Source organism: Variovorax sp. 05L425 (assembly GCF_056397705.1).
In genome coordinates, this window is the sequence record NZ_JBFTNY010000016.1 from 53,238 (window position 1) to 71,445 (window position 18,208).

Annotated in this window: 16 protein-coding genes and 1 tRNA gene; 9 read left to right on the forward strand and 8 right to left on the reverse strand. The window is 62.5% G+C overall.

All coding sequences use genetic code 11. The features are described 5' to 3' along the window. Positions 1-53 precede the first annotated feature (53 nt). On the reverse strand, positions 54-389 hold the full coding sequence (locus AC1DN9_RS19000) for a hypothetical protein (protein ID WP_478102889.1): 336 nt from the start codon (positions 387-389) through the stop codon (positions 54-56). Between the two features lie 770 nt (positions 390-1,159). Then, a complete protein-coding gene (locus AC1DN9_RS19005) occupies positions 1,160-2,482 on the reverse strand; it encodes a hypothetical protein (RefSeq protein WP_478102890.1) in 1,323 nt (440 codons plus the stop codon). A gap of 324 nt (positions 2,483-2,806) precedes the next feature. Here AC1DN9_RS19005 and AC1DN9_RS19010 point away from each other — a divergent pair, with 324 nt between their 5' ends. The 3 genes from AC1DN9_RS19010 to AC1DN9_RS19020 all read left to right on the forward strand — a co-directional run bounded on the left by AC1DN9_RS19010 (position 2,807) and on the right by AC1DN9_RS19020 (position 5,061). Further along, positions 2,807-3,235, forward strand: a complete 429-nt coding sequence (locus tag AC1DN9_RS19010; RefSeq protein WP_478102892.1) for a hypothetical protein — start codon at positions 2,807-2,809, stop codon at positions 3,233-3,235. A gap of 331 nt (positions 3,236-3,566) precedes the next feature. Continuing rightward, the gene (locus AC1DN9_RS19015) at positions 3,567-4,475 is read left to right on the forward strand and encodes a DUF2971 domain-containing protein (protein ID WP_478102894.1); all 909 of its coding nucleotides are present in this window, start codon (positions 3,567-3,569) and stop codon (positions 4,473-4,475) included. 46 nt (positions 4,476-4,521) lie between these two features. Continuing rightward, positions 4,522-5,061 carry a hypothetical protein gene (locus AC1DN9_RS19020; RefSeq protein WP_478102895.1) on the forward strand — a complete coding sequence of 180 codons (540 nt, stop codon included), beginning with the start codon at positions 4,522-4,524 and terminating at the stop codon, positions 5,059-5,061. Between the two features lie 48 nt (positions 5,062-5,109). Here AC1DN9_RS19020 and AC1DN9_RS19025 read toward each other — a convergent pair whose 3' ends face one another. The 4 genes from AC1DN9_RS19025 to AC1DN9_RS19040 all read right to left on the reverse strand — a co-directional run bounded on the left by AC1DN9_RS19025 (position 5,110) and on the right by AC1DN9_RS19040 (position 7,815). Further along, positions 5,110-6,069, reverse strand: a complete 960-nt coding sequence (locus AC1DN9_RS19025; protein WP_478102896.1) for a tyrosine-type recombinase/integrase — start codon at positions 6,067-6,069, stop codon at positions 5,110-5,112. 195 nt (positions 6,070-6,264) lie between these two features. Continuing rightward, positions 6,265-6,355 (reverse strand) — tRNA-Ser (locus AC1DN9_RS19030). A gap of 59 nt (positions 6,356-6,414) precedes the next feature. Continuing rightward, positions 6,415-7,347, reverse strand: a complete 933-nt coding sequence (locus tag AC1DN9_RS19035; RefSeq protein ID WP_478102898.1) for an SPFH domain-containing protein — start codon at positions 7,345-7,347, stop codon at positions 6,415-6,417. A gap of 36 nt (positions 7,348-7,383) precedes the next feature. Beyond that, complete coding sequence (locus AC1DN9_RS19040) at positions 7,384-7,815, reverse strand: NfeD family protein (RefSeq protein ID WP_478102899.1); 432 nt, start codon at positions 7,813-7,815, stop codon at positions 7,384-7,386. A gap of 108 nt (positions 7,816-7,923) precedes the next feature. Here AC1DN9_RS19040 and AC1DN9_RS19045 point away from each other — a divergent pair, with 108 nt between their 5' ends. Further along, a complete protein-coding gene (locus tag AC1DN9_RS19045) occupies positions 7,924-10,194 on the forward strand; it encodes an Orn/Lys/Arg family decarboxylase (protein ID WP_478102900.1) in 2,271 nt (756 codons plus the stop codon). Positions 10,195-10,300: 106 nt separating this feature from the next. After that, entirely contained in the window at positions 10,301-10,855 is a 555-nt protein-coding gene (locus AC1DN9_RS19050) for a fasciclin domain-containing protein (RefSeq protein WP_478102902.1), read from the forward strand. Positions 10,856-10,876: 21 nt separating this feature from the next. Here AC1DN9_RS19050 and AC1DN9_RS19055 read toward each other — a convergent pair whose 3' ends face one another. Both AC1DN9_RS19055 and fabI read right to left on the reverse strand, forming a co-directional pair. Next, on the reverse strand, positions 10,877-11,791 hold the full coding sequence (locus tag AC1DN9_RS19055) for a DNA ligase (RefSeq protein WP_478103036.1): 915 nt from the start codon (positions 11,789-11,791) through the stop codon (positions 10,877-10,879). 63 nt (positions 11,792-11,854) lie between these two features. Then, the gene (gene fabI, locus AC1DN9_RS19060) at positions 11,855-12,643 is read right to left on the reverse strand and encodes an enoyl-ACP reductase FabI (RefSeq protein ID WP_478102903.1); all 789 of its coding nucleotides are present in this window, start codon (positions 12,641-12,643) and stop codon (positions 11,855-11,857) included. 37 nt (positions 12,644-12,680) lie between these two features. On the opposite strand from fabI, the gene AC1DN9_RS19065 reads away from it, so the two are divergent. The 4 genes from AC1DN9_RS19065 to AC1DN9_RS19080 are packed head-to-tail and all read left to right on the forward strand — an operon-like array spanning position 12,681 to position 18,192. After that, positions 12,681-14,480 carry an extracellular solute-binding protein gene (locus tag AC1DN9_RS19065; RefSeq protein ID WP_478102905.1) on the forward strand — a complete coding sequence of 600 codons (1,800 nt, stop codon included), beginning with the start codon at positions 12,681-12,683 and terminating at the stop codon, positions 14,478-14,480. Positions 14,481-14,508: 28 nt separating this feature from the next. Beyond that, the gene (locus AC1DN9_RS19070) at positions 14,509-15,537 is read left to right on the forward strand and encodes a microcin C ABC transporter permease YejB (protein ID WP_478102906.1); all 1,029 of its coding nucleotides are present in this window, start codon (positions 14,509-14,511) and stop codon (positions 15,535-15,537) included. After that, positions 15,530-16,582 (forward strand): ABC transporter permease, encoded by a 1,053-nt coding sequence (locus AC1DN9_RS19075; protein WP_478102908.1) that lies wholly within the window; start codon positions 15,530-15,532, stop codon positions 16,580-16,582. The genes AC1DN9_RS19070 and AC1DN9_RS19075 overlap by 8 nt, the downstream gene beginning before the upstream one ends. After that, positions 16,579-18,192: an ABC transporter ATP-binding protein gene (locus AC1DN9_RS19080; RefSeq protein WP_478102910.1), complete on the forward strand. Its 1,614-nt coding sequence runs from the start codon at positions 16,579-16,581 to the stop codon at positions 18,190-18,192. Before AC1DN9_RS19075 ends, AC1DN9_RS19080 begins: the two co-directional genes overlap by 4 nt. Positions 18,193-18,208 lie beyond the last annotated feature (16 nt).

Consider the following 18,208-nt stretch of genomic DNA (forward strand, 5'->3'; position numbering starts at 1 on the left):
GGGCCCTTTTTTCATGGCCGTACGAAGCTGTGTCTATGCAAATCCGGCCCCTCTCATTGGAGCACCCTGCAGTTGCCGAACTCGCAACGAATCGCGATCGAGCGGCCATTGCTGCAGGGCACGCTGTAGGTCTCGAAGCCGGGGCCCTTGTCACTCAGGCTTGCCAAGGGCTGGGCGGCGCAGGCCCGGTTCTTGGCGAGCTTCTCGGCGTTGTAGGTGTCCCGGCCGGTGGGCCTGGATGCAGGCACGTATGCGACCGGCATGGCTTGCGTTTGCGGGGGCGCGGCGCCAGCCTCAGCTTGCGGGCCGTACTCGACCTCCGGCGTGTTCGGTGCGGCGCATCCTGCAAGCAGTGCGATCGCGGTAAGTGAACAAGTGATCATCCGCATCGTCTACTCCTCGTAGCCAGGATGCATCGTAGGGCAATGAGCGGAAACACGCGAGATCGGGAGGGCGATCACTTGCTGGTCGGCGCGTTGCGATTCGGACCCGAGTCACCGAGGGGGAGTGCTTGGATTTTGAGCAAAAAAATGGACCTGAAAAGGTCCACTGGCGGAGCAGGCGTCCCTCACTGGTCTGTGGAAACGCAATATCCATACGGTTTTCTGGAAAGTAGGCCGCTGCTACCTACCTTTGCGCCTACCTCAACAAATGCCCATTTAAGCGGCATGTCAGCGTCGATGACTTCCTCGAAAGTCCCCGAAAAGGCGGGGGCTTGTAGCGCGCGCCGTCAGGGGCGTCCATGCTGCTGGACAGCGCAGAGCAGTCGCCTCGGGCAAAAGTGCGCTCTATGGCCCGATCTGGGCCCTTCGTGAGCCCGCTGCGTGGCGTGCGCACGGGCAGCGCGAATCGCTGCATCGGCGTCGACTGCGGTGGCTGCGCGCCGGGCGCAGTCGCAGGCGTCCTGCGCGAACTTGCGGCGCAGCAGTTCGCCGAGTGTGGGGACGGGGGGACCGTCGCCGCGCAGAATCTGCGCGCGCGCCTGACGAGTGCTCATCATGGCGCTTCCTCCCGATGAAGGTGCGCCGGGTTCACGCCGGATTGCCACCGTTGCGCAGTTACTGCCGAAGACTACGCCCGATGCGTCGAATTGCCAACGGGAAAATGTCTGCGGCCAATATCTGGGCTCCTGGGTCTTCGCTGAAGCTACAGCCCCGGTTCAGCCTTTCGTCTCTTTCAAACGAGCGTACATCTCCATCCATTCGGGATTCGCCTTTACGAATGCCGGTCTGAGGACCCGTCCGTTCCGTGCGCTCGATCGCGCAACAGTTTCAGAAACGCCAAAGATTTCCGCGAGCTTTGCAGTCGCATCGTTGTTGTGGAGAAAGTTGCGTTTGGCCTTTTGGAGCAAACGGATCTTTCGATGTTTGTAGAGCCCGATCAATCTCTCAACAGGGAGAGCGATTAGTTTGTTTGCCAGGCTCGCCACCGAGTTGACTGACGGTGTGGCCACGACTTCAGGAATTGCGAAAAGCGCTTCAGAGATTGCTTGAGCATTCGTCCGAAGATCCTTCCTAGGTTCCTTCCAAAGAGCGTCCGCAAGCTGCTCAAGCTCATGGAGCCTTTTCAAACGGACCGACAACGATAGCGATTCACTTACGAGATCCGATTGAAGTTGATTCATTGCGCTACGAAAGCCTGCGAACTCGCCCCGAAGCGCAAGCGCCGTCTCAACCAGTCCTTCAGGGGTCTTCGCCTCACTCACTATCAAGCGAGCAATGGGGGTCTCTGGGAACACGGAGACCGGCCCCACGTCCGCCAGCTTTTCAATTTCCTTTCGTGCTCCGTGATTTAGGCGATCCAACAGTAGCTGCGTCACCGATCGACGAACACGCAGCGCTTCTCGCTCGTATCCAGCGAGACCTTTGGCCTCATAGTCGCTCTGAATGAAAGGGATTCCTGTCAAGCCCGCGGCTTCAAGGATATGCAGAGGCGCACCGACATGTGCCGCCATCTGCGCGTTGATGTATGAAGCTTGCCTCTTAATCGGCAAATGGGTCGCCCCATCAGCGAAGTAGGCGAAACGCTTCTTCATCCAACCGCTGTTCGGCAAGAGCGCCCCCACCAGATCGTCAGCTGTGGAAGTGCCGATAGCCAGTTGCGCAGGAAAAAGAACTCCTGCTTGCTCGAGGCGCTTACCAAGACTCTCTGTTGTGTAGTCGAGATCGCCCACAGCCTGAAAAACTGCGAAGTCCCCCCACGCTTTGCCTCTGATGAGTCTTTCGCTCACGGACGCGTACTGAGGCACCTGGAGAATAAGTCGTTCGCAGAGAACAACGTGCTCCAGAAACTCCAACAAACGCCGAATGCTGCGAAAGTCAAGATACGGTTCAAACGGCTCGTTTTTACTGCCCTTCGTCCCAGTAACGATTGCGCCGGGATAGGGCAGCGCCATTGAAGAAAGCAGTACATCTCCCGGCGAAAGTTTCAGTTTGACGACATCTGACGGCGCGGAAACCGATTTTTTTGATTTTCTTTCCATGTTCTCAACTTTAGACCACCAGTCGGGTGGAGTTGCTCGCGGTTGAGCAGGCGTGGAAGAGCAGCAGAGCCACGCCTCTCCTGAGGATTGACGGGCGAGCGCGGCGCCGGATGCGCGTTGCGACCGGCCAAAACGGGCACAGGAGACGCGATCAGGGCCGATGTAGGCGGCAGTGCGTCGAGGTGGTTCGCGCGCTCCTTAGCCCGATTCGGGAGTACAAGGCGCAAGCCCCGCTGCGTTTCGACCGCTGCGGGGCTTGCTCATCATCAACGTGAAAGGGGCCACGCCGTGACTGGCGTCAATGCTAGCGGCTGGCGATGACCAATGAACAAAACACTTCAAAACATCGTGATCGCGGCGGTGGCGGTCGTCGTCGTCGCAGGCATCGGGTCGTTCTACTTGTCGGCGAGTTCGAACGGGGAGCGGCCTACTGCTGCCGCCGCCCCGGTCGCGGCGAAGGGCTGTTGGCCTGACAAGTTCGACATCGCCATGAAGGGCGGCAGTCGCGAAAAGTTCGCCGCGCATTTCTTCGCTGAACTGACGAACAACAACGCGGTGGCCTGTGGCGTGCAGATGCAGGTGAAGGTCTTCGACAAGGGGGGAAACCTGATCGTCGTCGACGAGCCATGGCCTGCGAGCGTGCGCAACATCGCGCCAGGTCAGTCGTATACCTTCGACCACATGTTGAGTGGTGACAACGCGGAGCGCGCGGACCACGCGACCATGTCCGCTATCAACGCGAAGGCTTGGTAGCCGCCAAGTGAGGCATTTCCAGGCCCCCATAACGGGCCGGTGCGACTCGAATCGAGCGACGACGCGACGACTTGCGCAGCGTTCAGGCGCGATCACGGCACCGATGCGAGCGGTCAGGATGCTCTCTTTGATAGCTGCAAAACGCTCAGTTCGCGAGCGGGTGAGGCCGCGTCCCTTTGGCAAAAAAAGCTCTGTTCGCGGGCAATGCAGGGTTTCCCCGGTCCGCGCTGGGTCTCGCGACCCGCCCCCCGTTCGGCGCCATGCCCCGCGAGAAGCACGCGAGCGACCCGCTACAGTCGGTCCCCACCCGAACCCGTCATCCAACATTTCAATGAACGACGCCGCAACTTCTTCGCCGTTGAACACAATCGTCGAGCGCATCTATGGAAAGCGTCCGACGACGCAGCTTTTCCACTATGCGACCCTGGCGAACATGAAGAGCATCATCGAAGGAAAGGAGCTTTGGGCGAGCGACATCCGCTACATGTCCGATGCTTCTGAGCTAGACAATGCTGCGCAGCTTATTGAAAGCGTGTCTACCAACCTCTCGCGCGATGGGTTGATTCAGGACGCAGAGGTGCTGGATCAGTTCGCCGTTTGGTCCGGACAGCGTTTCAAGCACGGGCATGCACTGTTTGCAGCGTGCTTTAGCGAAGTCGGCAACTTGCTGAGCCAGTGGCGAGGCTACTGTCCAGCAGGCAATGGATACAGCCTGGGGTTCGAGCCTGACGAACTCGCGAAGGCGGCAAAGGCGCAGAGTTTTTCCCTCGTTCAATGCATCTATGACCGGGCGTCGCAACGGAAGCTTCTCGAAGAGGTGGTCGCGGCGGTGGTGAAGCATGCGCGGGCTGTCGGCGAGGCAAGCACAACGGAGCGCCATCCCGACAATCGCTTTTATCCTGCGTTTGAAGCGATGGAGTCCGACCTGCTGAAGGTTGCCGCGGTTCTCAAGCACGGGGCGTTCCACGAGGAACGGGAGTGGCGGGTCGTGTCCGAAGACGTGTCACGGGTAGACCTCTCGGAAATTCGCCACCGACCCGGAACATCGATGCTCATTCCGTATGTGACGTTCAAACTGCCGACAGCGCCGAACGGAAAGCTTCTTCTCCCCCGAGTGTTCGTCGGACCGACGCCGCATTCAAATCTCGCGTTCAACTCGCTGTCGGGCTTCCTTAGCTCGCGTGTAGATCCGCCAGGGAGAGAGATATGGGCGGCGGACATACCGTACCGGACCTGGTAAGCAACCCCCAAGCCACACCACGACAGTCGACCGCAAGAAGGAACACATGGACCCGTACTCCGAAGAGGCGCGAGAGAGAGAGGCGGCGCTGATTGCCGAACTGAATGGCGAATCGGAACGCGCGTGCGCGGTTGTCGGCGCGGCGTGGGTCGAGGAAGCGTTGCAGAGTGCCATCGAGTCGGTCCTGCATCCGCACGACGACGCTCGACGAGCACTTTTCACCGGCATGGGGCCTTTATCGGCCTTCGCCGCAAAGATCGACCTCGCATGCGTGTTCGGCTTCATGACTGATTCCGTTCGCAAAGACCTTCACGCCATCCGAAGGACCCGCAATGACTTCGCCCACGTCATCGCGCACCAGTCGACACAAGCCAAGCTGTCCTTCAACTCGGACTTCATTCGTGCCCGGTGCCTCGCGCTGCGCTGCGTCGCGCACTTGAACCTGACGGACCCGCGAGAGGCCTTCACACGTGCGTGCGTCACGCTCAATGGGGACTTCTACTTCATCGGTCTCATGAGCAGCAAAGTTCCAGACTGCGGTCAGGTGTTCGCTCAAGGAGTGGACATCCGACGGGCCACCGGTTGAGCAGGGCTATCCGCCGTCGCGCTTGTGCGTTGTGCGTGTGTGCGTCCCCTATAGGGTGACGCACACGCACGCACAAGCATGGACCGCGCGTTGGAGGGCCAGCATGGGCCCTCGCGCCGTGGCCCCGTTGGCTGCCTGCACTCGCCCCCCGTGCACGGGGTGTGTGATGCCCGGGCCGTCGAGCCCGCGCAGGTGCTCCCATTTCATGCCACGGATTTCGTTGGAGCGAGCGCCGGTCAACATGCCGACCTCGACGGCGCGCGCGCTGTCGCTCTTGACCTTTCGCAACGCGCGCACGAACTCTGGCACCAGTGGCCAGGGCAGGGACCGCATCGACTTCACCGCGGCCACTTTGCTCGGGCTCGCGAGCAGGTGTTCCAGATTGCCGCTCCAGGCGGCAGGGTTCGGCCCCTTCGGGCACAGGCCCTTGACCATTGCCGCGCCGAGGATGAGCTCGATGCGGCTGCGCACGCGCCGGGCGGTCTCGTTCTTCGTGAGCCAGATCGGTGCGAGCACGCGCTCTATTTCAGTGTTCCCGATCTCGCTCGGCAGAAGATCTCCGACGATCGGATTCACGTAGTCGCGCAGGCTTTGTCGCCACTGGTTCGCGCTACCTTTCTTCGGAGCGTTCTTGCCTGCCGCTGCGGCGGCCTTCACGAGCTTGTCGGCCCATTCGGGTTCGCGCTTGGTCACGTACTCTTCGGCGAACTCGGCGAATGTCTTGCCACGTGCAGCTTCCGCCGCTGCACGGGCAGGGGCAGTTCGCCTGAACGCGGCACGCTCGCCAGCAGGGTCGCGGCCTTCGAGCAGGGCGATGCGATGCTGCTTCGCGAGGTCGCGCGCATGGGCGAGGTCGATGGTATGAATGAGCCCGAGCCCGATGTGGCGCCGCCTGCCCTGGCGGTCGTACCTGAAAATCCAGCTTGCCCCGGCTTCGCCCTTGACTTGCAGCCAGAGACCGCCGCCATCGCTGTGCAGTTTGTCCGGCCCCTTGACGGCTTTCGCCACGCTCGCCGCTGTCGATGCCCCGTGCCATGTTCGCGCGCCCCTTCGTTGCTACCTACCTTTGAACCTACCTCGCCAATATGGACTTATGCGAACGAAGGCGACCGGATGCGCAACAAAAAAGCCTCGCAAACCCTGTATTCATGCGGGTTTGCGAGGCTTTTGGGGGTTCACTTCATGGGAAGCGAAAAAGGGCATTGGCGGAGCAGGCGGGATTCGAACCCGCGGAGGGCTATTAACCCTCACACGCTTTCCAGGCGTGCGACTTAAACCGCTCATCCACCGCTCCGAAGCCCGCGATTGTAGCAGTGCGCGGACCTTGTTCTCGGCCGCCGCGCGTGAATGGCGTCAACTGCTGCTCGATGCCTTGCCGGCCTGCACCATGCGCATCGCGGAGGCGATAAGGGCGGCCGTTTCGTTCATGTTGCTTGGCACGATCAACGTGGTCGTGGCGTCGGCCGCGACCTTGCCGTAGGCGTCGACCGCGCGTTCCGCCACCTTGAGCTGCACGGCCTGTTCGCCGCCGGGCTGGCGAATTGCGGCAGCCACGCGCTCGATGGCACCCGCCGTTGCCTCGGCCACGGCGGTGATGGCAGCCGCCTGGCCTTGCGCGTTGTTGATCTGCGCCTGCTTTTCGCCTTCGGAACGTGCGATGAAAGCTTCGCGCTCGCCAGTAGCGATGTTGATCTGCTCCTGGCGCCGGCCTTCGGAAGCCGCGATCAATGCGCGCTTCTCGCGCTCGGCGGTGATCTGGCGCTGCATGGCGTGGAGGATCTCGTTGGGCGGCGTCAGGTCCTTGATTTCGTAGCGCAAGACTTTCACGCCCCAATTCAGCGCCGCTTCGTCGATCGCGGCGACGACCTGCGCGTTGATGATGTCGCGCTCTTCGAAAGTCTTGTCAAGTTCGAGCTTGCCGATGACGCTGCGCAGCGAAGTCTGTGCGAGTTGGGTCACGGCCAAGATGTAGTTCGACGAACCGTAGCTTGCCCGCATCGGGTCGGTCACCTGGAAATAAAGGATGCCGTCGACTTGCAGTTGCGTGTTGTCGCGCGTGATGCAGACCTGGCTCGGCACGTCGAGCGGGATTTCCTTCAGGCTGTGCTTGTAGGCGACCCTGTCGATGAAGGGGATGAGGAAGTTGGGGCCCGGCGTCATGGTGCCGTGGTATTTGCCGAGGCGCTCGCGCACCCAGGCGTTCTGTTGCGGAACGAACTTGATCGTTTGCGTGATGACGATGATCGCGATGATCAGGAGGACCAGGGGGACGGCTGCGTATTCCATTGAATTCTCTCTTTGCTCTCTTTGGGGATGTCCGATTCAGACCTTCTCGACGACCAGGCGGCTGCCGATCACCTGGGTCACCTTGTGCTCGCCGGCCGAGGGCGTACTGCCGGGTCGGGCGACCACGGTCCATTGCGCGCCACGGTAGCGGACTGTGGCAGTGCCGTCCTCATTCCATGCATCGACGTGGACGTGTTCGCCGATGTCCATGTTGACGTTGGGATTGGCGCCGGTCGGCGGCTCTGGAGGGCGCTTGCGACGAATCGCGTGCCAGGCGATCACGGCCGACACGCTGACCACCGCCGCTACGATCAATTGCGTGTCGAACCCGGCGCCGGCATGTGCGGAAAGCGCCGCAGCGGCGAAGCCGACGCCCATCAGCAGCAGGTAGAGCGTGCCGGTCCCGGACAGGAGTTCGAGGACGACGGCCGCACCCGCAATCAGCCACCAAATGGTGGAACTCGCCATGACGATTCCTCTCTTTGTTTTAGGTGCAGGGGATTGTGTCAAAGCTGAACGTCAGCTTCATCCGAATTCCGTACACTTCGCGCCTATTTGCCCGTCCGGAGCCTGTTCATGAAATTTCGCTTCCCCATCGTCATCATTGACGAGGACTTCCGCTCCGAGAACACCTCGGGGCTCGGCATCCGCGCACTGGCGCACGCCTTCGAGAGCGAGGGCTTCGAGGTGCTTGGCGTCACCAGCTACGGTGATTTGAGCCAATTCGCGCAGCAGCAGAGCCGCGCGAGCGCTTTCATCCTGTCGATCGACGACGAGGAATTCACGGTCGGCCCCGATCTTGATCCGGCCGTGCTCAATCTGCGCAATTTCATTGGCGAAGTGCGGCGCAAGAACGCCGACGTGCCGATCTACATCTACGGCGAAACCAAGACCTCGCGGCACATTCCCAACGACATCCTGCGCGAACTGCACGGCTTCATCCACATGTTCGAGGACACGCCGGAGTTCGTGGCGCGCCACATCATCCGCGAGGCCAAGAGCTACCTGGAAGGCGTGCAGCCGCCATTCTTCAAGGCGCTGATCGATTACGCGGAAGACGGCTCCTATTCGTGGCACTGCCCGGGTCATTCGGGCGGCGTGGCGTTCCTGAAGAGCCCGGTCGGGCAGATGTTCCACCAGTTCTTCGGCGAGAACATGCTGCGGGCGGACGTGTGCAATGCGGTCGAAGAACTCGGCCAGTTGCTCGATCACACCGGCCCGGTCGCGGCCAGCGAGCGCAATGCGGCGCGCATCTTCAATGCCGACCACTGCTTCTTCGTCACCAACGGCACCAGCACCAGCAACAAGATGGTCTGGCACCACACCGTGGCGCCGGACGACGTGGTGGTGGTCGACCGCAACTGCCACAAGTCGATCCTCCACGCGATCATCATGACGGGCGCCATTCCGGTTTTCATGAAGCCGACGCGCAATCACTTCGGCATCATCGGCCCGATTCCGAAGAGTGAATTCGAGCCTGCGGCCATCAAGGCCAAGATTCGCGCCAATCCGCTGCTCTCGCACGTGGATGCCGACAAGGTCAAGCCGCGCGTCATGACGTTGACACAATCGACCTACGACGGCGTGATCTACAACACCGAGACGATCAAGGGCATGCTCGACGGCTACGTCGACACGCTGCACTTCGATGAGGCCTGGTTGCCGCATGCGGCTTTCCATCCGTTCTACGGCGCCTATCACGCGATGGGCAAGCGCCGCGTGCGGCCCAAGGATTCGCTGGTGTTCGCCACCCAGTCGACCCACAAGCTGCTTGCCGGTATCAGCCAGGCCAGCCACGTGCTGGTGCAGGACTCGCAGAATCGTGCGCTCGACCGCGATCTGTTCAACGAGGCTTACCTGATGCACTCGTCGACCAGCCCGCAGTACGCGATCATCGCCAGTTGCGACGTTGCGGCCGCAATGATGGAGCCGCCCGGCGGTACCGCGCTGGTGGAGGAGAGCATCCTCGAAGCGCTGGACTTCCGTCGCGCCATGCGCAAGGTCGAGGAAGAGTTCGGCAAGGACGAATGGTGGTTCAAGGTCTGGGGCCCCGAGAAGCTCGTCGACGAGGGCATCGGCCGTGCCGACGACTGGATCATCAAGGGCGAATCCCGCACTGCGAAGTGGCACGGTTTCGGCAAGCTGGCCGACGGCTTCAACATGCTCGACCCGATCAAGTCGACCATCGTGACGCCGGGATTGGACCTCAACGGGAAGTTCGCGCCGACCGGTATTCCGGCCGCCGTTGTCACCAAGTTCCTGGCTGAGCACGGCGTGATCGTGGAGAAGACCGGCCTCTACAGCTTCTTCATCATGTTCACAATCGGCATCACCAAGGGCCGGTGGAACACGCTGCTCACCGCGCTGCAGCAGTTCAAGGACGACTACGCGCGCAATCAGCCGATGTGGCGGATCATGCCGGAGTTCTGCCAGCAGCATCCAGGCTACGAGCGTCTCGGCTTGCGCGACCTGTGCCAGCACATCCACCAGCTCTACGCACGCTTCGACGTCGCGCGTCTGACCACCGAGATGTACCTGAGCGACCTGACGCCGGCGATGAAGCCGAGCGACGCCTTCGCGCACATCGCGCATCGCAAGACCGAGCGCGTGGAGATCGACCAGCTGGAAGGGCGCATCACCACGAGCCTGATCACCCCGTACCCGCCCGGCATTCCGCTGCTGATCCCGGGCGAAGTCTTCAACAAGAAGATCGTCGACTACCTGAAGTTCGCGCGGGAGTTCAACACCCAATGCCCGGGTTTCGAAACCGACATCCACGGGCTGGTTGGGCGGGTCGACGACTCGGGCAAGAAGCGCTACTACGCCGACTGCGTGCGAGCGGCGTAAGTCGGGGCCGGCTGGGCCCTGAGGATTGAATCCGATATGGAAGGCGCCGCGTATTGGTTGCAGCCGTTGCGCCTTCTGCAGCGGTATCAACCTTCAGGAGCCTTTCATGAAGAGCAGCACCCATCGCTTCGCGTCGATCACCCTTGCCGTCGCCATGGCAGCCGGCGCCTCCGCCTTTGCACAGGTCATGGTCGGCGGTGCGCCGATGTACCCGACCAAGGACATCATCGACAACGCCGTCAATTCAAAGGATCACACCACGCTGGTCGCGGCAGTGAAGGCCGCAGGCTTGGTCGACACCCTCAAGGGCCCTGGCCCATTCACGGTGTTCGCGCCGACGAACGACGCCTTCGCGGCATTGCCTGACGGCACGGTCGACATGCTGCTCAAACCGGAGAACAAGGCCAAGCTCACGACCATCCTGACCTACCACGTCGTGCCCGGCAAGCTGGACGCCGCCACGTTGATGAAGCAGATCATGGCCGGGAAGGGCATGGCGCCACTGAAGACGGCCTCGGGCGGCACGCTCGTCGCCAAGTCGAGCGGCGGCAAGGTGATGGTTACCGACGAGAACGGAAACACCGCAACGGTGACGACGGCCGACGTGATCCAGTCGAACGGCGTCATTCACGTGGTCGACAAGGTGCTGTTGCCCAAGTAGCGCACCGCTTGACGGAACGCTTCAGAAATCGGCGTCGTCGTGCACGCGGACAAAGCGCGCAAACCTCGGCAGGCCGGACGAGGTCTTGCCGTTGTAGCGATAGGTCACCCAGGTGCCGATGGCCGGTGGCTTCTCGCGCTCCGCGTCGCTGAAGCCGCCGCCCAGCTTGAAGCGCTTGCCGTCGGGCGTTTCGACCAGCATGGCACCCATTCGGCCGGCGTGCTTGCCACGTCCGCCGACGTAGGCGACGACGCGCGCCTCCGCATCGTCATGGGGCTTGACCTTGAGGAGGTCAGTGCTTCGATCCGTTCTATACAGCGACGCGCCACGATGGAGCATCAGGCCTTCGCCGCCCATCGTGATCGTCTTGTCAAGCAAAGCGTCGAGTTCCTCCGAAGTCGTGGCGCGCTGCTGCGGCACGGCCACCACCCAGGGGACGGTGGTAATGGGAAACAGTTGGCGCAGGTGCGCGAGTCGTGTCGTGAAGTCGCCGGGCTCGGCGGGGAGGTCGAACACCATGTAGCGCATCTCGCGCCACGCGGCATCCGACGGGTCCTGGCTTCGCACGGTCGAGACTGCATGAGAAAAACGGCCGCGGCCAGCCCACAGTTCGCCGTCCAGCGGTATCGGGGGCAGCGCCTCCACGAACCATCTCGGCGCGGCGATCCGCTCGCCGCTGCGGGTTCGCAGTTCATGGCCATCCCAGTATCCGCGCACGCCGTCGTATTTCTCGCTGACCCAGTAGTCGCTGAGCGACATGCCGTGGCGATAGACCTCGGCCAGCATGAGAGGCGGCGGCGTCTTGGGGGTGCTCTGCGCGCGGGCATCGCCCGGCCTCGAAAGCCCGAATGCGGCGCCAAGGGCCGCGAGCAACAGCGTGCGGCGCGGCAGCGCCACGGACGTGGCTCCGCCCTTGCCGCTCTTGCGAATAGAAATACTCAAGTCAACTCCCTGGCATTTTTGGTATGCCAGGATTATGAAACGCGGCGGCGCGCCGGTTCAGGCAGATTCCGAGATGCCCCCGACGACGTTGCTGAAGCCGCCGTCGACATAGGTGATCTCCGCGGTGACGCCGCTCGCGAGGTCGCTCAGCAAGAAGGCTGCGACGTTGCCGACTTCCTCGATCGTGACGTTGCGCCGGATCGGCGCCACCTTGGAGATCGCAGCGAGGAGCTTGCCGAAGTCCTTGATGCCGCTGGCAGCCAGCGTCTTGATCGGACCGGCGCTGATGCCGTTGACGCGCATGCCCTTGGGACCGAGCGATTCGGCGAGGTAACGCACCGAGGCTTCGAGCGAAGCCTTGGCGAGACCCATGGTGTTGTAGTTGGGCAGGGCGCGGATCGACCCGAGGTAGGTCAGCGTCAACAGCGCCGACTTGTCGTTGAGGTAGGGCAGGGCCGCCTTTGCCATGGCCGGGAAGCTGTAGGCACTGATGTCGTGCGCGATCTTGAAAGACTCGCGCGACAAGCCGTCGAGGAAGTCGCCGGCGATCGCCTCACGCGGCGCGAAGCCGATGCTGTGCACGAAGCCGTCGAACTTGGGCCAGGTCTGCGAAAGATCGGCGAAGAGTTTCTCGATCTGTGCGTCGTCGCCGACATCGCAGTCGAAGACCAGCTTCGAACCGAAGTCGGCGGCGAATTCGGTGATGCGATCCTTGAAGCGCTCGCCCACGTAGCTGAACGCCAGTTCGGCGCCTTGCGCGTGGCAGGCCTTGGCGATGCCGTAGGCGATGGAGCGGTTGCTCAGCACGCCGGTGATCAGAAGTTTTTTGCCAGAAAGAAAGCCCATGGAACGACCTCGTGAAAATCTTGGGCAGAATTCTCGCATGCGGGTTCTCTGGTTCTGCTGGTTGCTGGTGTGTGCGGTTCCCGCATGGGCGGCGCATGGCTATGCCATGTGGGACGACCTCAAGTACCCGCCCGGCTTCAAGGCCTTCGACTACGTCAACGTCGACGCGCCACGGGGCGGAGAGTTGCGGCTGGTCAGCAACCTGCGTTATTCCACCTTCGACAAGTACAACCCTTTCACGATCAAGGGCGCGGCACCGGCGTATCTGGCCAACCTGATGTTCGATTCGCTGCTGGTCGGCTCGATGGACGAGACGGCGTCCGGTTATGGTCTTCTGGCCGAGGATGTGGTCGTTTCGCCCGATCGGCTCAGCGCAACCTTCAGACTCCGGCCGGAGGCGCGCTTTCACGATGGCACGCCGGTCGAGGCGGCCGACGTCAAGTACAGCTATGACACCCTGATCGGCCCCTATGTGTCTCCGGGCTTCAAGACCATGCTCGAAGATGTCGAAAGTGCCGAAGTGATCGATGCCCGCACCATTCGCTACAAGTTCAAGAAGCCGAATCGCGAACTTCCGCTGACCGTCGGTGGATTGCCCGTCTTCAGCCGCCGATGGGGCATGGAGAATGGCAAGGCCAAGCCTTTCGACCAGGTGGTCATGGACATCCCCATCGGAAGCGGCCCCTACAAGATCGGACCTGTGCGTTTCGGCAAGGACATCACCTACGTGCGCGACCCCAACTATTGGGCGCGCGACCTTGCCGTTCGGCGCGGCACGAACAATTTCGACCGCATCACCATCAAGATCTACAAGGACAACACGGCGCGTCTGGAGGCATTCAAGGCCGGCGAGTTCGACATGATGAGCTTCTATTCGGCGGGCGACTGGGCGCGCCGCGTGACGGGGAAGCGCTTCGATACCGGCGAGCTGGTCAAGCGCGAATTTGCCCATCGGCTGCCTTCGGGATTCCAGAGTTTCGTGCTCAATAGCCGGCGTCCGCTGCTGCAGGACCGGCGAGTCCGGCAAGCGCTGGGCCTGGCGCTCGACTACGAGTGGATGAACCGCCAGATGTTCTATGGCGGCTATCCGCGCGTGAGGGATCTGTTCGGCAACACCGATTGCGCAGCAGAGGGCATGCCCTCCGAGCAAGAACTCAAGCTGCTGGAGCCTTGGCGCGGAAAGGTCCCCGACGAGGTGTTCGGGCCGATGTATGAACCGCCAACGACCGAAGGACCCGGGGAATCGCTGCGCAACAACTTGCGCCGTGCGCAGGATCTGCTCAGACAGGCCGGGTGGGAATACCGCGACGGCGCCCTGCGCAATGCCAAGGGCGACCCGATGGAGCTCGAATACCTGGACAGCAAGGAGGGCGGGGCGCGTACCGTGTCGCCGTGGGTGCGCAATCTCGAGAAGCTCGGCATCACGCTGAAGTTCGCTTCGGTCGACTTCGCGCTCTACCAGCAGCGCCTGGACAAGTTCGAGTTCGACATCACGACCATCAACTTCCCGGGCACGAACAATCCCGGCCAGCAACTTGCGGACATCTTCGGCAGCAAGGCAGCGACGACGGAGAGTTCGGGCAACTACATGGGCGTGAGCAGTCCGGCGGTCGACGCGTTGGTCACCGAAATCGTGCGCGCGGAGACCAAGGCCGAACTTCTTCCGGCCTGCCGGGCGCTCGATCGCGTGATCATGCACAGCCATTACCTGATCCCGCAGTGGACGTTGACTGCGCATCGCCTCGCCTATAACGCCTGGCGTCTGGCCTACAAGGCACCGATGCCACCGTATGCAGCGGCCGAAGACTGGGTCATGTCGACCTGGTGGGCCAAATAGGAAATAGGAAACAGGAGCCCGAGACGCCATGCTGTCCTATGTCCTCAAGCGGCTGCTGCTGTTCATCCCGACGCTGCTCGGCGTGCTGTTGGTGACCTTCTTCGTGATCCAGTTCGTGCCGGGGGGGCCGGTGGAGCAGTACCTCGCCGAAGCGAAGGCGGGCGGGCGCGGGGGCGTCGAATCGGGCGGCTCCAACTACCGTGGCAATCAAGGGGTCGATCCCAAGCGGCTGGCGGAGATCAAGGCGCTCTACGGCTTCGACAAGCCGGCGCACGAGCGGCTGTTCCAAATGCTGGGCCAGTTCGCCCGTTTCGACCTGGGCCGCAGCTTCTTCCAGAACAAGGATGTGTGGTCGCTGATCCTTGAAAAACTCCCCGTCTCGATCAGCCTCGGGCTCTGGACCTTCTTCATCAGCTACGGCGTCGCGGTGCCGCTGGGTGTCGCCAAGGCGGTGCGCGCAGGCACGCGCTTCGATCTCGTCACTACCTTGCTGATCCTCGTGGGCTATGCGATTCCGGGATTCGTGCTCGGGGTGGCGCTGCTGGTGGTCTTCGGCGGACAGCTGCAATGGTTTCCGCTGCGCGGCCTGACTTCTGCCAACTGGGACGACCTCGGTTGGGGTGCGCGCATCGTCGACTATCTCTGGCACATCACTTTGCCGGTGACCGCCATGGTGCTGGGCAGCTTCGCCGTGACGTCGATGCTGACCAAGAACGCCTTCCTGGAGGAGATCCGCAAGCAATACGTCCTGACCGCACGGGCCAAGGGCCTGGGCGAGCGGCAGGTGTTGTGGAAGCACGTGTTTCGCAATGCGCTGATTCCGATCGTCACCGGCCTCCCGGCGGCTTTCATCGGCGCCTTCTTCACCGGCTCGCTGCTCATCGAGACACTGTTTTCGCTCGACGGGCTCGGCCTGCTGGGCTACGAAAGCGTGATCCGGCGCGACTACCCGGTCGTGCTCGGCACGCTCTATCTCTTCACGCTGATCGGCTTGCTGACCAAGCTCATTTCCGATCTCTGCTACGTATGGGTCGATCCGAGGGTGAAGTTTGACTAGCGCCCGCACCGCCCAGCCCGTGTCGCTGAGTCCGGGACGCCGCGCGTGGCTGCGTTTCAAGCGTGATCGCCTGGGCTATTGGAGTCTGGTGCTGTTCGTCGTCATGGTTGTCCTGAGCCTCTTCGCCGAAGTGCTCTCGACCGACCGGCCGCTCGTCATGCGCTATGAGGGAAAGATGTATTTCCCGGTCCTTCGCGACTATTCCGAAAAGACCTTCGGCGGCGATTTCGAGACCCCGACCGACTACCTTGACCCCTTCATCCGCGAACGCATCACACAAGGCGGCAACTGGGCGATCTACGCGCCCAACCCGTACGGCCCGAAGACGCTCAACTACTTCGCCAAGTCGCCGAGTCCAGCGGCACCGACGCGCGACAACTGGCTGGGCACCGACGACCGCGGCCGCGACCTGCTGGCGCAGTTGATCTACGGGTTCCGGGTGAGCGTGCTGTTCGGCCTCGCACTCACGGCCATCGGAACCGTGCTCGGCGTGGCGGCGGGCGCCGTGCAGGGCTACTTTGCAGGCAAGACCGACCTCGCGTTCCAGCGCTTCATCGAGATCTGGGGTTCGATGCCCGAGCTTTACTTGCTCATCATCTTCAGCGCCGTCTTCGCGCCGAGTGTCGCGCTGCTGTTGATTCTGCTGAGCCTGTTCGGCTGGATGGGCCTTTCCGACTATGTGCGCGCCGAGTTCCTTCGAAATCGGCAGATGGACTACGTGCGCGCCGCACGCGCGCTCGGCGTGGGCAACCTGCACATCATGTGGCGGCACATCCTGCCCAACAGCATGACGCCGGTCGTGACCTTTCTGCCGTTTCGCATGAGTGCGGCGATCCTGGCTTTGACTTCGCTCGATTTCCTGGGCCTCGGTGTGCCGCCTGGCACTCCATCACTCGGCGAACTGTTGAGCCAGGGCAAGGCCAATATCGACGCCTGGTGGATCTCGTTGTCCACCTTCGGGGTGCTCGTGGTCACGCTGATGCTGCTGACCTTCATGGGCGACGCGCTGCGCGACGCGCTCGATCCGCGAAAGGCCGACAGATGACGCCCTTGCTGAAGGTCGAGGGGCTCAGGGTCTCCTTCGGCGACAAGGAAGTGGTGCATGGAATCGACTTCAGCATCGCGCAGGGAGAAAAGCTGGCACTGGTCGGCGAATCGGGTTCGGGCAAGACCGTCACCGCCCTGAGCCTGCTGCGACTGGTGCAAAACGCAGACATCTCGGGAGTCGCCGACTTTGCTGGAGAGGAATCCGCGGGTTCCCGGCGTGACCTGTTGTCTCTGCCCGAGCCACGGCTGCGTGGCATCCGCGGCAAGGAGATCGCGATGATCTTCCAGGAGCCGATGACCGCACTCAATGCGCTCTACACGGTGGGCGACCAGATTGCCGAGGTGCTCGAACTGCATCAGGCGTTGTCCGCCAAGGCGGCGCACGAAGCCTCGGTGCAGTTGCTGGCAGATACCGGCATTCCCGAGCCGGCCCGGCGGGCGAGGGCGTTTCCGCATCAGTTGTCCGGCGGGCAGCGCCAGCGCGCCATGATCGCGATGGCGCTGGCTTGCAGGCCGCGACTGCTGCTGGCCGACGAGCCAACCACGGCGCTCGATGTCACGGTCCGGGCGCAGATCCTCGAACTGCTGGCGGAACTGCAGCGGAAGTACGGCATGGCAGTGCTGCTCATCACCCACGATCTCAATCTGGTGCACCGATTCGCGGACCGCGTGGCGGTCATGGAAGACGGCCACATCGTCGAGCATGGTGCCGTGTCGACCGTGTTCGGCGCACCTCGCCACCCTTACACACGCAAGCTGATCGACAGCCGGCCGACGCGGGATGTGGATCCTGTCCCGGCAGGAAGCAGCACGCCGGTATTGACTGCCAAGGGGCTGCGCGTGAGCTATCCAGTCTCAAGGCCGGGTGTGACTGGCTGGTTTCGCAAGGGCGAGTTCATCGCGGTGCAAGGCGCCGACTTCAGCATCGCGCCCGGCGAAACCCTGGGTGTCGTCGGCGAGTCCGGTTCGGGCAAATCCACACTGGCGCTGGCGGCGCTCGGGCTGCTGAAGCACCAAGGCGAACTGGACGTCGCCGGTCGGCGCTGGGATAAGGGCGGAGCCAGCAATCGCGCGCTGCGTCGGGTCATGCAAGTGGTCTTTCAGGACCCGTTCTCGTCGCTGTCACCGCGCATGACGGTCGAGCAGATCGTCGCCGAGGGCCTGACCGTCCACGCGCCTGAACTCGTTCCGGCGGAACGTCGAACACGGGCGCTTCAGGCGCTGGCCGACGTGGGATTGACCGAGGCGCAATTCCCGGCGCTCCTGGACCGCTATCCGCACGAATTCTCCGGCGGGCAGCGGCAGCGTCTCGCGGTTGCGCGGGCGCTGATCGTCGATCCGAGCCTGCTGGTGCTCGACGAACCCACGAGTGCGCTCGATGTGACCATCCAGAAACAGGTGCTGGGTCTGTTGCAGCGTCTGCAGCGTGAACGCGGCCTGAGCTATCTGCTGATCACGCACGACGTGGAGGTGATCCGCGCGATGGCGCATCAGGTCATCGTGATGAAAGATGGTGCGATCCTCGAGTCCGGCCCGGTTGAGCGTGTGCTCGACGCACCCGAACACCCCTACACGCAGAAGTTGGTTGCTGCAGCACTGGCTGATTAGAAACGATTCGAGAACG